The organism is Pseudomonas sp. S9, from assembly GCF_000222125.1.
GTDB classification, from domain to species: domain Bacteria; phylum Pseudomonadota; class Gammaproteobacteria; order Pseudomonadales; family Pseudomonadaceae; genus Aquipseudomonas; species Aquipseudomonas segetis.
The window spans coordinates 1-14,017 of sequence record NZ_AFFX01000003.1; the positions used below are offsets into that span (position 1 = coordinate 1).

Annotated in this window: 12 protein-coding genes; 7 read left to right on the top strand and 5 right to left on the bottom strand. The window is 57.5% G+C overall.

Features of this window, described 5'->3' with window-relative positions:
- Positions 1-347 precede the first annotated feature (347 nt).
- Positions 348-1,067, bottom strand: coding sequence for a murein L,D-transpeptidase catalytic domain family protein (locus PSES9_RS0106725; RefSeq protein WP_029529408.1), 720 nt, complete (start codon positions 1,065-1,067; stop codon positions 348-350).
- 127 nt (positions 1,068-1,194) lie between these two features.
- Here PSES9_RS0106725 and PSES9_RS0106730 point away from each other — a divergent pair, with 127 nt between their 5' ends.
- Positions 1,195-2,799 (top strand): L,D-transpeptidase family protein, encoded by a 1,605-nt coding sequence (locus tag PSES9_RS0106730; RefSeq protein ID WP_010485340.1) that lies wholly within the window; start codon positions 1,195-1,197, stop codon positions 2,797-2,799.
- A 42-nt stretch (positions 2,800-2,841) separates the two neighbouring features.
- On the opposite strand, the gene PSES9_RS0106735 is transcribed toward PSES9_RS0106730, so the two are convergent.
- A complete protein-coding gene (locus tag PSES9_RS0106735; RefSeq protein ID WP_010485342.1) occupies positions 2,842-3,789 on the bottom strand; it encodes a LysR family transcriptional regulator in 948 nt (315 codons plus the stop codon).
- A 192-nt stretch (positions 3,790-3,981) separates the two neighbouring features.
- Here PSES9_RS0106735 and PSES9_RS0106740 point away from each other — a divergent pair, with 192 nt between their 5' ends.
- The 4 genes from PSES9_RS0106740 to PSES9_RS0106755 all read left to right on the top strand — a co-directional run bounded on the left by PSES9_RS0106740 (position 3,982) and on the right by PSES9_RS0106755 (position 8,752).
- Positions 3,982-5,010 (top strand): TRAP transporter substrate-binding protein, encoded by a 1,029-nt coding sequence (locus tag PSES9_RS0106740; RefSeq protein ID WP_010485343.1) that lies wholly within the window; start codon positions 3,982-3,984, stop codon positions 5,008-5,010.
- A 58-nt stretch (positions 5,011-5,068) separates the two neighbouring features.
- A complete protein-coding gene (locus tag PSES9_RS0106745) occupies positions 5,069-5,629 on the top strand; it encodes a TRAP transporter small permease subunit (protein WP_010485345.1) in 561 nt (186 codons plus the stop codon).
- 15 nt (positions 5,630-5,644) lie between these two features.
- Positions 5,645-6,949 (top strand): TRAP transporter large permease, encoded by a 1,305-nt coding sequence (locus PSES9_RS0106750; RefSeq protein ID WP_010485347.1) that lies wholly within the window; start codon positions 5,645-5,647, stop codon positions 6,947-6,949.
- 66 nt (positions 6,950-7,015) lie between these two features.
- Positions 7,016-8,752: an IlvD/Edd family dehydratase gene (locus PSES9_RS0106755; RefSeq protein ID WP_010485350.1), complete on the top strand. Its 1,737-nt coding sequence runs from the start codon at positions 7,016-7,018 to the stop codon at positions 8,750-8,752.
- A 35-nt stretch (positions 8,753-8,787) separates the two neighbouring features.
- On the opposite strand, the gene PSES9_RS0106760 is transcribed toward PSES9_RS0106755, so the two are convergent.
- The 3 genes from PSES9_RS0106760 to araD1 form a co-directional block, all read right to left on the bottom strand.
- Positions 8,788-9,294: an AAA family ATPase gene (locus PSES9_RS0106760; protein ID WP_010485352.1), complete on the bottom strand. Its 507-nt coding sequence runs from the start codon at positions 9,292-9,294 to the stop codon at positions 8,788-8,790.
- Positions 9,295-9,443: 149 nt separating this feature from the next.
- The gene (locus tag PSES9_RS0106765) at positions 9,444-11,027 is read right to left on the bottom strand and encodes an aldehyde dehydrogenase (NADP(+)) (protein ID WP_010485354.1); all 1,584 of its coding nucleotides are present in this window, start codon (positions 11,025-11,027) and stop codon (positions 9,444-9,446) included.
- 127 nt (positions 11,028-11,154) lie between these two features.
- Positions 11,155-12,150: an AraD1 family protein gene (gene araD1 / locus PSES9_RS0106770; protein ID WP_010485355.1), complete on the bottom strand. Its 996-nt coding sequence runs from the start codon at positions 12,148-12,150 to the stop codon at positions 11,155-11,157.
- A gap of 101 nt (positions 12,151-12,251) precedes the next feature.
- Between araD1 and PSES9_RS0106775 the strand changes: the two genes are divergently transcribed.
- Together PSES9_RS0106775 and PSES9_RS23045 are read left to right on the top strand one after the other, a co-directional pair.
- On the top strand, positions 12,252-13,193 hold the full coding sequence (locus tag PSES9_RS0106775) for a LysR family transcriptional regulator (protein WP_010485356.1): 942 nt from the start codon (positions 12,252-12,254) through the stop codon (positions 13,191-13,193).
- Between the two features lie 266 nt (positions 13,194-13,459).
- The gene (locus PSES9_RS23045; RefSeq protein WP_238530371.1) at positions 13,460-14,017 is read left to right on the top strand and encodes a transporter substrate-binding domain-containing protein; all 558 of its coding nucleotides are present in this window, start codon (positions 13,460-13,462) and stop codon (positions 14,015-14,017) included.

Consider the following 14,017-nt stretch of genomic DNA (forward strand, 5'->3'; position numbering starts at 1 on the left):
ATGCTGACAACCAAGAGTAGTCAGTCAAGGTTGATACCCAGCCAATAAAAGGCCACCTCGCGGTGGCTGTTTACTGACTGCACAGATGGCTTAGTCGCCGCGATATTCGCAGCTACGCGTCCTGGTGATAAGGCTTTGCTCAACTGATGTCATGGGCGAAAAGCATTGTCCTGAAATATGCACTGGAACCCGGCAAGCAACGCAAACCCAGGCTGTCCAGGCTCAATATCCAAGTCTGGTTAGCTGGGATAATCCGAAGCACCGCACAATGCTGGACAAACAAAAAGGCAGACCCAAAGGTCTGCCTTTTTGTTTTACGCCTGCTTGCGGCCGAGATGGCTTGAGCGCTAGCTGCGCGGGCCAAGGCTATTGATGATACCGGCGACCTGGCGTGGCTTGCAGTTGAAGTAGGCAGACTGTTGGGTCCAACGCGCCTTGGGATGCCAGGCAAACAAGAACTGGCCGCCGCTAAGTTTGTTGACCACCATTCGCGCAACCTGTGGGCGCACGGCCGGACAACCGAGGCTGCGACCAATGCGACCTTGGCTGCGGATCAAATTAGGATCAACGTAACTGGCGCCATGGATGACGATGGCTCGTTCCCGTGCAAGATCGTTTAAACCTGGCTCGAGACCGTCCATTCGCAACGATAGCCCGTGTTTGCCACTGTAGCTTTCGGCTGTGCGAAATAGTCCAAGGCTGCTTTGATAGCTGCCCAACCGATTTGAAAACTGGCTGGCAATGTTCTCGCCCGACATGCGGCCGTGGGCTACATAGTCACGCAAAATTAATTTCTGGCGCTTGAGGTCGAATATCCACAAGCGTCTGGCCGATGAAGGCTGGGAGTAATCAATGACGGCGAGGTTGTTGGCGCGGGCGGCGCCGTTATTGACCGCGCACTGCATGGCGGCAACTGCGTGGCGCAAGGCTTCGCGATCCAGTCCAGGCGCTACTTTGGTCAGTTGTGCTACCAGCGGGTCTTTTATTGGTTGAGTGGAGGCGGCCAAAAGGGGGCCACAGAAAGACATTAGCCCTGCAACGCAGAGCCGGCGAACCCATACAGACATAAACCCTTCCCCTCTAAAGCAATTGCTTCTGTGCATCCTGGCGTCGACCTTGCGATGACTCGCTTATACTTATTATTGGGCCACATTAGAGGTGGCGGATCTGTATAGCTAAGGATGGAGCAGTTCATTGATCAAAAAACGAGCAGTTTACACGGTCTTGGCCTTAATTCTGGCGCCATTTGTCGGTCATGCAGTGACCTTACCGCCACTTGAATCAAACCCGACAGAAAGCATGGGTGTGCTGATCGACACGCTCTCGACCAGTTGCGCGCCCCTGCCGACAAGCCTAGACGATTTTTCCAGAGCGCAATTGCATGATTTTTATCAACCGCTTGCTGGGGCGTTGGCTTGGCCAAATGAAGCCACACGGGTCATGCTGTTGGAGCAGGTCAATCAGTTGGCAGATGATGGATTATCGCCAACCGATTACCCAATACCGAGCATGCCGCTCGATGCCAGTCCCAGATTGCGAGCCTGCATTGATATTCTGACGACCCATAGCTACCTGCAGGGGCTGCATGACCTGCACTACGGTCGTTTGTCGCAACAGAAGCTGGAAAGTGTTTGGCGTTCTTCCGATATGCCAGTACGGCCCTCAGCCAAGGTCACGATAATGCCGGTTGCAATCGCCAATCTGTCGGAGCCCGGCCTGGCGTTTAAAGCCGTGCGACCGAGCCTCGTGCAGTATCAGCAGCTGCGCTCAGCCTATGCGGCACTGCGCAGTCGGCCGCTGCAAAGCTGGCAGCCGATTGCCGCAGGTCCCACCCTTCACACGGGCCAATCTGACCCGCGGGTTCCTGCCTTGCGTACCCGGCTAAACGCAGAGGGCTACAACACCGCGCTTACCAGCGGCAATGTTCAGACAGACACCCGGTTCGACCCAGGTACTGTTGCAGCCCTGAGGGCATTCCAGGCCCGTCATGGGATTAACGATGATGGTGTGATGGGTACCGCGACCCTGACCGAACTCAATGTTTCACCGCTGACCCGGCGCGAGCAATTGCGGGTCAATCTTGAGCGACTGCGTTGGCTCGCCGATGATTTAACGCAGGCACAGGTGGCGGTGAACGTTGCGGGTGCCGAGGTGATGTTGATGCAAAATGGCGTGGACCTGTGGCGCAAGCGCACCCAGGTCGGCCGTGCGGAGCGTAAAACACCTTTGTTGGTGTCGCGTATCAACCGGATAACCCTGAACCCGACATGGACAGTGCCGCCAACTATTTTGCGCGAGGACAACTTACCTGCGATCCGTAGCGATATCGGCTACCTGGATAAACCCCAGATGAATGTCTATAACCACCAGGGCCAGCGCCTCAACCCCCATGACATCGACTGGTCAAAACCCGGTGCGATCATGCTGCGCCAGGAGGCGGGGGTGAACAATCCACTGGGCCGAGTGGTGCTGCGGTTTGATAATCCGTTCTCTGTATACCTGCATGATACGCCCAGCCAGCGCTTGTTTGACCGTTCACCACGGGTGTTCAGCTCCGGTTGTGTGCGCGTCGAGGCCATCCAGACATTGCTCACCAAGATTCTCGATGCAGATCAGATGCGCACAGTCCAGGCCCGCCTCGATTCAGGCAAGACCAGCCAGTACCGCCTGGATCAGCAACTCAACCTGGTGATGGCCTATTGGACAGTGGAAGTCGGCGCCAATGGGGTTATCCATTACTACCCCGATATGTACGACAACGACCAGAAAATCATCACTGCACAATTGCTCGATAAATAAGCGCGCCCCGGGATTTGGTCGGGATCATGGCTGGGGGCTGCCTTAGAGCGACTGGGCAATTTTCCTGAGCTGGGTCAGCACGCTTTTGGCCGAGGGGGAAAGCAAATCTTCATGCTTGGTGATGATTCCATAGGCCATCAAGCTGCGATTCAGATCTTCTTCGATCCCGGCTTCGACATCGACCACGGCCAGCATGTTGTAGCGCGCGTAATGGGCGACCACCTCGCGCGGCAGCACGGTCAGCATGTTGTTGTGTTCAAGCAAGGTGGTGACCATTAGCAGGTTCTCGGCATTGACCACCTTACTCGGCGGCAGCATGCCTTTTTGCTGGAAAAGCGCATCGAACTCGTAGCGTAATACGCTGCCGGACGGTGGCAGCACCCAGTCGGCCTGATGCAGCGCCTCGCGGGACAATCGTTGGTCGATCAACCCGGCACGAGCACATACGCACAGGGGTTCCTTGTGCAGCGGCTCGAAGTGCATGCCGCTGAGGCCAACATCGGCGAAGAAGCGTGCGACCAGAAAATCCAGTTCGCCGTCGTTCAAGGTGGTCATCAGGTCGCGGCTTGAGCCGGTGTGGATACTCAGTTCCAGGTTGGGATGCAATTGTTTCACCTGGCGGATCAACTCCGGCAACAGGTCGGCACAAGGCGTGAGAATGGTCCCGATGCGGACGTGGCCGCGATGCCCGGCGCGTAGTGCGATCACTTCATCAAAAGCGCTGTCGAGGCTGGTTTGCACCCGGCGCGCATAGCGAATGACCGCCTCGCCATAGAGCGTAGGCACCACGCCACGTGCATGGCGTTCGAATAGTGGCACCTCCAGGCCGTCCTCTAACTCCTTGACCAGTTTTGAGATTGCCGGTTGGGAAATACCCAGGCCTTCAGCCGCTCGATTAAGGTTGCAGGTTTCTCCCAGTGCGACCAGCACCGGAATGTGGCGGCTTTTTAGGCCCGCACCCACGAACCAGTTGTTATTGAGTGGTTTCATTCGGCTTAGGTATATCCATTTGTATATGTATTTGGCGAAATTACATATTTGTTGATTATCCATGATCTGTCTACTCTTTGGCCTCGGAACGCGTGTGCCGGCCTGCCTGTTGACTTGGCACACCTGCTTGCGAGTAGCGCCCTAGACGGTGTTGCCGCCAAAATGCCTGATAAAAATAAATGGAGAGGCACCATGCAACCCAGTAAATTTTCCACCCGCCTGACCCTGAGCGCCGTTGCTATGGCTGTGCTCCTAAGTTCCACTGCCGCCTTTGCCAAGGAAGAGTGGAAGTTCCAGATCAACGTCAACGCTGGCGATGATGAGTACCGAATCGCTCAGAACTGGGCGAAAGACGTAGCTGAAAAAACCAAGGGTGAAATTGTCATCGAAGTGATGCCGACAGGCACCATAGTCGGTAACAACGAAACACTGGACGCCGTTGGCGCCGGTATCATCCAGGGCCAGATCACCGACCCCGGTTATTTCTCAGGTAAAAACCCTGCCTTTGCCGTTTACGGCAATATGGTCGGCGCCTGGAGCGACACCTCGACCTTCCTCGACTACATGCGCAACGGCGGTGGCGAAGCGGGTTACAACAAGCTGGTCGAACCCTACAACGTTCACCTGATCCGCGCCGGCGCTGTTGGGGTCGAAGCCTTGATCAGCAAAAAGAAGATCAACACCCTGGCCGACTTCAAAGGCATGAAGATTCGTGCGCCGGAAGGCATGGTCTCGAATATCTTCAAGCTGGTGGGGGCCGCCCCCGTGAACCTGCCGACATCCGAGGTCTACACCGCCCTGGAAAAGGGCGTTATCGATGCCGCCGACTACACGGTGTTCTCCACCAACTATGAGCAGGGTTACTACAAGTACGCGCCATTCGCCGTGCATCCGGGCTTTCACTCGATGCCGATGAAAGACATCTCGATCAACAAGACGATCTGGGATGGCCTGAGCGCCGAACAGCAGAAAATCCTTGAGGACTCTGTTGATCAATTCACCGCGACGCTGATCAGCGACCTGCACAAGAAAGACCAGGAGCAGGTTGAGCTGGCGACCAAGCGTGGTGATGTGACCTTGACCACGCTGTCCCCTGAAGAGCTGAAGAAATTCCGCCAGATTGCCCGCACCGAGTGGGACACCTGGCGCAACAGCAGCCCTGAAGCCAAGGAAGCCGTGGATTCAATCAAGTCTTATCTGCAGAGCAAAGACCTGCTCTGATCCCCCGCACGACCTGTGCTGTTCTGCACAGGTCGCTCTGGAAGTCAGGAGTCTCCCCGTGAAAGCGAATCCGCCAACGAGCGAAAACCCGCTCGGTGTTGCTGAGCCCGAGTCAGTGCCCAGTAACAATCCACTTGATCGTGTTATCCAGCGTATGGGCCAAGCAATCGCCTGGCTGGTGTTCCTGGCCATGCTGGTCAGTGTCTACGAAGTGATCATGCGCTACGTGTTCAACGCGCCAACCGACTGGGCGCACGAAACCACCACATTCCTGGTGGCATCGATTTTCGCCCTGGGCGGCCCCTACGCGCTGGCAACCAATCGGCATATCCAGATTCGTATCCTGCTCGATCGTCTCTCGCCGCGTAAGCGCAATTGGCTGGAGATATTCAACTTGCTGCTGGGCGTGGTGTTTTGCCTGGCAATTGGCTACGCCGCCTGGGTCCTGGCATTTAACGCCACCCATTCGCCGACAGGGGCCTGGCGCCTGGAAACCTCAGGCTCGGCCTGGAATCCGCCGCTTCCCGCTTTCACCAAGATCGTCATCCTGATTGCGATTGCCATCATGGCAGTGCAGCAAGTTGTGCGTATCGGTCGCCAATGGCGCAACAAGCAATAATTCGAGATCAGCGCCATGAGTATTGAAATCGCTACGTATCTGATGATTTTTGCCATCTTCGGCCTGCTGATTATGGGGCTGCCGCTGGCGTTCGTGACAGGTTTGGTTGCCGCAGGTTTTACCCTCGGTTGGTTTGGCCCGATGGCCACGCCGCTGGTGGCCAGCCGCATGTATGGTTTTATCACCGAGTATTCGCTCGTTGCCGTACCCATGTTTGTGTTCATGGCGGGGCTGCTCGACAGATCGGGCCTGGCCCGGGATTTATTCAACTCGATGCGTTTCTTCGCCGGCAGGATGCCTGGTGGGGTTGCCGTAGAGACACTGGTGGTGGCGTTTTTTCTTGCAGCCATTTCCGGCATCATCGGCGGAGAATTCGTCCTGCTGGGCTTGTTGGCCCTGCCGCAAATGCTGCGTCTGGGCTACAACAAGCGCATCGCAATCGGCGTTGTCTGCGCTGTTGGTTCGTTCGGCACCATGGTGCCGCCGTCAATCGTTCTGATCATCTACGGCCTGATCGCCAGCGTGTCGATTGCCGACTTGTTCAAGGCCGCCGAGGTGCCCGCCGGGCTGTTGATGGGCTGCTACATGCTCTATGTGGTGGTGATTTGCGTTGGTTATCCACAAATGGGCGGGGCGCATATCAAGCAGGATTCGGACGGTCTTCCACGCCTGACAGTGTCCGAAGCGATCAAGGGTATGTTCTATCCAGTGGCTATTGCCGGGCTGGTGCTGGGCAGCATCTACGGCGGTATCGCCTCGGTTACCGAGGCGGCGGCAATGGGTGCCCTGGGCGTGCTGTTGGCGATTGTGCTGCGTCGTGAGTTTAGTCTGAAGTTGCTCCAGGCCAGCCTGACCCAGACCCTTGAAACCTGCGGCATGATCGTCTGGATCGGGATTGGCGCTGCTTGCCTGGTTGGCGTCTACAACCTGATGGGTGGCAATCGCTTCGTGTCATCGGCGATTACCGGGCTCGATGTCGCACCTGTGGTCATCATCATGGTGATGATGCTGATCTTCCTGGTGCTGGGCATGATTCTCGACTGGATCGGCATTGCCATGCTGTGCCTGCCGATCTTTGTGCCTATTGTTGTGCAACTGGGCTACAACCCGGTGTGGTTCGGGATTCTCTTTGCCGTGAGCATGCAGGTTTCATACATCTCACCACCCTTTGGTCCCGCCGCTTTCTACCTGAAAAGTGTGGCGCCCCCGGATATCACCCTGACCGATATTTTCAAATCGATGGTGCCTTTCATCATCATTCAGCTGTGCGTACTCAGCCTGCTGTTGTTCTTCCCAGTCCTTTCGACGGGCTTGCTCTAACCCCCCATTTTTCAATTACCCAGGGTAGCTCCAGGCGAGCTCCCCCTTGCTTGACAGGTTGCAATCATGACTGAGAAACGCACATTACGTTCTGCCCAATGGTTCGGTACCGCCGACAAAAACGGGTTCATGTACCGCAGTTGGATGAAGAACCAGGGCATTCCCGATCACGAGTTCAAAGGAAAGCCAATCATTGGCATCTGTAATACCTGGTCTGAGCTGACGCCGTGCAACGCGCACTTTCGCAAGATCGCCGAGCACGTCAAGAAAGGCGTACTTGAAGCCGGTGGTTTTCCGGTTGAATTCCCGGTGTTTTCCAGCGGTGAATCCAACTTGCGGCCAACCGCCATGCTCACGCGTAACCTGGCGAGCATGGACGTTGAAGAGTCGATCCGCGGCAACCCGGTAGATGCCGTGGTGCTGCTGACCGGTTGCGACAAGACCACGCCGGCGCTGTTGATGGGGGCTGCCAGTTGCGATGTGCCAGCGATTGTTGTGACCGGCGGGGCGGTGCTTAATGGCAAGCACAAGGGCAAGGACATTGGTTCAGGCACCGTGGTTTGGCAGCTCAGCGAAGAAGTGAAGGACGGCAAGATCTCGATCCACGACTTCATGGCCGCTGAAGCCGGCATGTCGCGTTCAGCGGGTACCTGCAACACCATGGGTACGGCCTCGACCATGGCATGTATGGCAGAAGCCCTGGGCACATCTCTGCCGCACAACGCGGCGATTCCGGCTGTGGATGCACGTCGCTATGTACTGGCGCATATGTCCGGCATGCGCATTGTCGAGATGGTGCGTGAAGATTTGCGGTTGTCGAAAGTTCTTACCCGCGAAGCCTTCGAGAACGCGATTCGGGTCAACGCCGCCATTGGTGGCTCGACCAATGCGGTGATCCATCTAAAGGCGATCGCCGGGCGCATGGGCGTTGAGCTTGAGTTGGATGACTGGACCCGAGTTGGACGCGGTACGCCGACTATCGTTGACTTGCAGCCATCGGGACGTTTCCTGATGGAAGAGTTCTACTACGCCGGTGGTCTTCCAGCGGTGATTCGCCGCCTGGGCGAGAAGGGCCTGCTGCCGAATCCTGACGCGCTGACGGTCAACGGCAGCAGCCTGTGGGACAACTGCATCGACGCGCCGATCTACGGTGAGGACGAAGTGATTCGTCAGCTGGATAACCCTCTGCGCCGCGATGGTGGCATCAGCATCCTGCGTGGCAACCTTGCACCCAAAGGCGCGGTACTGAAACCTTCAGCTGCTTCACCAGAGCTGATGCAGCACCGAGGCCGTGCTGTAGTGTTCGAGGACTTCGACGATTATAAAGCGCGTATCAACGATCCTGATCTTGATGTCGACGAGACCTGCGTACTGGTGCTGAAAAATGCCGGGCCCAAAGGTTATCCGGGCATGGCGGAGGTCGGCAACATGGGCCTGCCACCAAAGGTGCTGGCCAAGGGCATCACCGATATGGTGCGGATCTCAGATGCACGCATGAGCGGTACAGCCTACGGTACAGTGGTACTGCATGTCGCACCGGAAGCTGCAGCGGGTGGGCCATTGGCCGTGGTGCAAAATGGCGATTATATCGAGCTCGACTGTGATGCCGGACGCCTGCACCTGGATATTTCGGATGCAGAGCTACAGGCGCGACTTGCCGCATGGCAGGCAACCCAGGGCTTGATCTGGGATGGCGGGTACCGCCGTCTGTATGTTGATCACGTGCTGCAGGCCGATGAGGGTTGTGACTTTGACTTTCTGGTCGGCTGCCGTGGTTCCGATGTGCCGCGTCACTCGCACTAAATGAAGTTACCCGGCGTGCGCAACGTGCGCCGGGTTCAAGGCTTGGGATTGATGTGGCGCAGGATCATGGCCACGGCCTGTGCCGGCATGAGCCGGGCTGTGTCGATCTGCAGAGGCGGGCTGTCCCAGGCTTTGTACTCATGATTGAGCCCTGCCTGCCATGTCGGCGGACTTAGTCCTGCAATGTCGGAGCTGCTCGTTTCAACTCGACGCTGGTGCTCTGTTGTGTCTGAGCAGCTGACCTCGATATTGACCAACTCTACCGCCGCGTTTGCGGCTGTTATGCGCCAGGCTTCGCGGCTTTCGGCAACTGGGTTGACGCAATCGGCGATAACTGTGTTGCCAAGGCGCAGATTGCTCAGGGCCAGCTCGTTGGCGATGCTATACCCGCAGCACCCCAGGTCACCGACCAAGCCATCAGCATTGCGGATGGCTTGCTCAATTGTATCGATCCGCAGATACAGAGCCCCTGTTTGCCGGGCCAGGGCACTGGCAATGGTGGTCTTGCCGGTTCCAGGCAGGCCGCTGAAGACAATAAGCATTTTGCTTCCTTTGATTGACCAGTAGGCCCAGTCTAAGCCATGGCTTGTGGCAGCTAGGAAGGGCGTCGCTCATAAAAAAAAAATCCCGGCATTTTAGCCGGGCATTTTTGGGGTGAACGCTTCAGGCGTAACTGATCGCCATCAACGACTCAAGCCAGGGCGCTGGTGCTGGGCTTGCCATCGACCAGGCGCTGAATGCCCAGTGGATTGGCATTCTGCAACGCTTGTGGCAGCAGTGCGTCCGGGCAGTTCTGGTAGCACACAGGGCGCAAGAAGCGATCGATGGCCAATGTGCCCACGGAAGTACCACGTGAGTCGGAAGTTGCCGGATAGGGGCCCCCATGGACCATCGAGTCGCACACGTCAACGCCTGTCGGGTAGCCATTGAGCAGCAGGCGGCCAGGTTTTTGCTCAAGCACTGCCAGCAGGTCGCCGGCATTGTGCAGGTCAGCCTCGTCGGCGATCAGGGTCGCGGTGAGTTGCCCATGCAGGCTGTGCAGGGCACGCAGCAGTTCCGCGGGATCGGCCACCTCAACCACGATGGTGGTCGGCCCGAAAACTTCTTCCTGGAGCAACTCGTCCCCTTCGAGCAGCAAGCTCTCATCCGCCTTGAACAGCTGGGGATATGCCTGGTTGCCCGTTTGCTCGCTACCGGCCAAATGGCTGATGCCGGTGTGTGCATGCAAGCGTTGAAGGCCACCGACGTAGCTCTTGAGCGTGCCAGCATTGAGCATGGTTTGCGCCGGTTTGTCGCCCATCTGCTGGGACAGGGTCTTGATAAAGGCGCTGTATTCCGGCGAGCTAACGCCGATAACCAGGCCCGGACTGGTGCAGAACTGACCACAGCCAAGTACCACCGAGGCGCTGAGGTCGGCTGCAATCTGCTCGCCACGGGTTTTCAAGGCTTCCGGCAGCATCAGCACCGGGTTGATGCTCGACATCTCGGCAAATACCGGGATGGGTTGCGGGCGGGCAGCAGCCATGTCGCACAGGGCGCGGCCGCCTTTCAGGGAGCCGGTGAACCCTACGGCTTGAATGGCTGGATGCTTGACCAACAGCTCACCGACGCCCGAGCCATAGATCATGTTGAATACACCGGCGGGCATGCCGGTTTTCTGCGCAGCGCGAGTGATAGCGCCCGCTACGCAGTCGGGGGTGGCCATGTGGCCACTGTGGGCCTTGAACACCACCGGGCAGCCTGCTGCCAGTGCCGCAGCGGTGTCGCCACCTGCGGTTGAAAATGCCAAGGGGAAGTTGCTGGCACCGAATACCGCAACGGGGCCAACCCCAATGCGGTATTGACGCAGGTCCGGGCGCGGCATTGGTTGGCGCTCGGGCAATGCCTGGTCAATCCGCGCACCGTAGAAATCACCACGGCGCAGGACCTGCGCGAACAAGCGCATTTGCCCGCTGGTGCGGCCACGCTCGCCTTGAATGCGGGCGGCTGGCAAGGCGGTTTCACGGCAAACCAGGGCCACGAAATCATCGCCCAAGGCATCAATTTCGGCGGCGCAGGCTTCGAGGAATTCCGCGCGCTTTTCCGCAGGCAGGCTGCGGTAAGCGGGATAGGCGGCTGCGGCGGCTTCGGCGGCCGCGTTTACCTCATCGGCCGTGGCCTGATGGAATTGGTAGGGAAGCGCTTCGCCGCTCTGTGCGTCGTAGCTTTGCAAAGCGGTATTGCCAGCAGCGCTACGGCCCCCGGCGATGTAGTTTTGACCGAGTATATCGGGCATGTTCGACTCCTTGACCTTATGGGTTCAGGCGGTGGGCATAGGCCCGCGAATGATGAAGTGCCTCGCAGCCTGCGAGCTGTCAGTTCCCTTGCGTAACCAACTCTTGCAAGGGGCTTGGCGAAGTGGCTCAGAGCGCCTTGACTGTACCGGCGACAAAAGACGTTTTGTTGATTTCGATACCGTTGCGCAGTGGCTCGCCAAAAGCATCGAGACTGATTTCGAACTGGTCACCAGGCTGAGCCTTGACGCCATCGGCGAATGACAGTGTAGCGGTGCCAAAGAAATGCACATGGACATCGCCGGGGCGAAGGAATTGTGCGTACTTGAAATGATGGTATTCGAGGTTCTCCAGGCTATGGCACATGTTCTCTTCGCCGGAGAGAAATTCCTTTTCCCAGAGCACTGCGCCATCGCGACGAATACGGCTCATGCCAGCCAGATGCTTGGGCAGTTCACCCAGGCGCGCTTCCGGACCAAAGGAGCAGAAACGTAATTTCGAGTGGGCCAGATACAGGTAGTTCTTGCGTTCAACCACATGATCGGAAAATTCATTGCCCAGTGCATAACCCACGCGATAGGGCATGCCGTCATCGCCAATCACATAGAGCCCGGTCAGTTCCGGCTCTTCGCCAAAGTCTTCGGCAAAGTCAGGGGCCGGGAAATCAGCGCCGGGGCGAACCACGATGCTGCCGTCCCCTTTGTAAAACCATTCGGGTTGAGCGCCAGCTGTGCCTGATTCTGGACGGCCGCCTTGCATGCCCCAGCGGAACATCTGCATGGTGTCGGTCAGCTTGGTTGCTTCTTGCTCAGCCTGTTGGTGCATCTTGTCACGGGTCGAGGCGCTGCCGAGGTGAGTCAGGCCGGTGCCGCTGACCAGGCAATGCGCCGGGTCTTCGTGGTCCAGCGGAGGCAGTACGCGCTGTTCGTCGAGCACTTGGCGGTAAAGCGGCCCAGGCTCACAGCCATGGACTTCAATCTGCGCCTGCAGGCTGCGCTGGTTGCGGATGGCGGCAAGGGCCAGCTCACGGGTGCTGCGCGCGTCACGTACGATGTCGATACGCTCGCCATTGACCACGCCGACGTGGCGTTGGCCCTGTTCATTTTCGAATTGAATCAAGCGCATCGGCCTGGCTCCTGTTGATAGCCTAAAGCATCACTTTAAAAATCCTTGGAGATGCTGCCTAATGAAAGCTTCTGATTGAGCGATAACTTTTAGTCATCACCATGATCTCGTCCTTGCCTTCAATTGTTTCGCGCTTGCGCCTCAAGCAACTGCGCTTGCTTATTGCCCTCGATGAGCAAGGCTCGCTGCATCGTGCGGCCGAGCAGGTAGCAATTAGCCAACCCGGTGCGACCAAGGCGCTGCATGAGATCGAGACGACTTTTGGTGCCAGCCTGTTTACCCGTACCAGCCAAGGCCTGGCACCAAATGACCTGGGCCGCTGCGTGATTCGCTATGCGCGACTTATCCACAGCGACCTGGCGCACCTGCGCGAAGAGATGATCGGCATTGTTCAGGGCCATGGCGGGCGACTGTCGGTTGGAGTGATCATGGGTGCGGTCCCGCAATTGATGCGCGCCCTGACAGGCTTACGCGAAAAGCAGCCGGAGTTGTCGGTGGAAATCGTCGAGGATACCAGCGAGCGCCTGCTCAGCCTGGTCGATCAGGGGCGTCTCGATCTGGCCATCTGCCGCACCAGTGTCAGCCGCAGGCCGGATGCCTACGATTGCCTGAAGCTGTTCGAAGAACAGCTGGTGCTGGTGGCTCATCCAGAACATCCGCTGGTGGGCGTTGCCAATGTACAACTGGCGCAACTCAGTGATTGTCGCTGGATCATCTACCCGGCCAATATGCCCATGCGCTTGTTGCTTGAGCACGAGTTCAGCCAGGCAGGCCTTGAGTTCCCGCGTTACCCGTTGGAGACTGCTTCGACCTTCAGCATGCTCAGCCTGTTGCAACAAGACGCGAGATCGGTGGCCTTGATGCCGCGCGAGGTGGCCGGGTTCAGCCAGGGTTTTGGCATGATTGGCCGCCTGGACCTGCAGATCCAATCAAGACGCGAGCCCTACGGTGTGATTGTCCGTCACGCCAGCCAGTTGTCATTCCCTGCGCAGTTGTTGCTTGAAGAGCTGCGCCAAGAATCCTCCGGCGAACCCGTTGTGTGATCGAATGCCGGTGTCCTAAGGGTTGATCCGGCGCCCTGCATCAGTGCGTCTGGATTGATTTTCTGCCACGCAAATACTCTGTAACCAGACCCTGTGTGCCTTGTAAACACTGCACCAAACCGGGTCTGGTTTGCACTTTGCTGGAGCATTTAATTCAGTAAATTAAGTTGTTGAAATATTTAATTCATGTGCCTATGCTCAATCTCGAAACGCCTGTTCATCCAAGCGGGCGGCCTGTAGGACTGACTTGAATCGAGGAGCTAGACATGAACGTGAAAGTACTCTTGGGCATGGCAATCGCCACTGCGTTTTCAGCATCGACTCTGGCCGCTGACTGGACGGTGGGCGCAAACGTCGGCAACGTTCCGTGGGAGTTCCAGGACGCCAAGGGCGAGATAGTTGGCTTCGAGGTTGATCTGGTCAAGGAAGTCGCCAAGCGTGCGGGCAAGAGCGTCGAATTCATCAATATCCCCTTCAATGGCCTGTTCAGCGCGGTGCAATCCAAGCGTGCCGATATTGCCATTTCCTCAATCACCATCACTCCCAAACGCCTTGAGTCTGTTGGTTTCGCCCAGCCCTATTACGACAGTGACCAGTCCTTGTCGGTATTGACCAAGTCGGGCATCAAGGGCCTGGACGGCATGGCTGACAAAGTAGTTGGCGTCGATACCGGCTCCCCCGGCGACATGTGGGTTGGCGAGCACAAGGGCGAATACAAGTTCAAGGATGTCTCGCGTTATGAAGGTTTGTCGCCCGCCATGCTGGATCTGGCTTCGGGCCGATTGGACGGCTATGTCAGTGATATTCCAGCGGTGCTTTTTTAA

What these genes read in the sequence shown, in the direction of transcription:
- PSES9_RS0106760 (WP_010485352.1), bottom strand. Translation starts at nt 9,294, where the DNA reads ATGCTTATTGTCTTCAGCGGCCTGCCTGGAACCGGCAAGACCACCATT.
- PSES9_RS0106735 (WP_010485342.1), bottom strand. Translation starts at nt 3,789, where the DNA reads ATGAAACCACTCAATAACAACTGGTTCGTGGGTGCGGGCCTAAAAAGC.
- PSES9_RS0106755 (WP_010485350.1), top strand. Translation starts at nt 7,016, where the DNA reads ATGACTGAGAAACGCACATTACGTTCTGCCCAATGGTTCGGTACCGCC.
- PSES9_RS0106765 (WP_010485354.1), bottom strand. Translation starts at nt 11,027, where the DNA reads ATGCCCGATATACTCGGTCAAAACTACATCGCCGGGGGCCGTAGCGCT.
- PSES9_RS0106775 (WP_010485356.1), top strand. Translation starts at nt 12,252, where the DNA reads ATGATCTCGTCCTTGCCTTCAATTGTTTCGCGCTTGCGCCTCAAGCAA.
- PSES9_RS0106740 (WP_010485343.1), top strand. Translation starts at nt 3,982, where the DNA reads ATGCAACCCAGTAAATTTTCCACCCGCCTGACCCTGAGCGCCGTTGCT.
- araD1 (WP_010485355.1), bottom strand. Translation starts at nt 12,150, where the DNA reads ATGCGCTTGATTCAATTCGAAAATGAACAGGGCCAACGCCACGTCGGC.
- PSES9_RS0106750 (WP_010485347.1), top strand. Translation starts at nt 5,645, where the DNA reads ATGAGTATTGAAATCGCTACGTATCTGATGATTTTTGCCATCTTCGGC.
- PSES9_RS23045 (WP_238530371.1), top strand. Translation starts at nt 13,460, where the DNA reads ATGAACGTGAAAGTACTCTTGGGCATGGCAATCGCCACTGCGTTTTCA.
- PSES9_RS0106725 (WP_029529408.1), bottom strand. Translation starts at nt 1,067, where the DNA reads ATGTCTGTATGGGTTCGCCGGCTCTGCGTTGCAGGGCTAATGTCTTTC.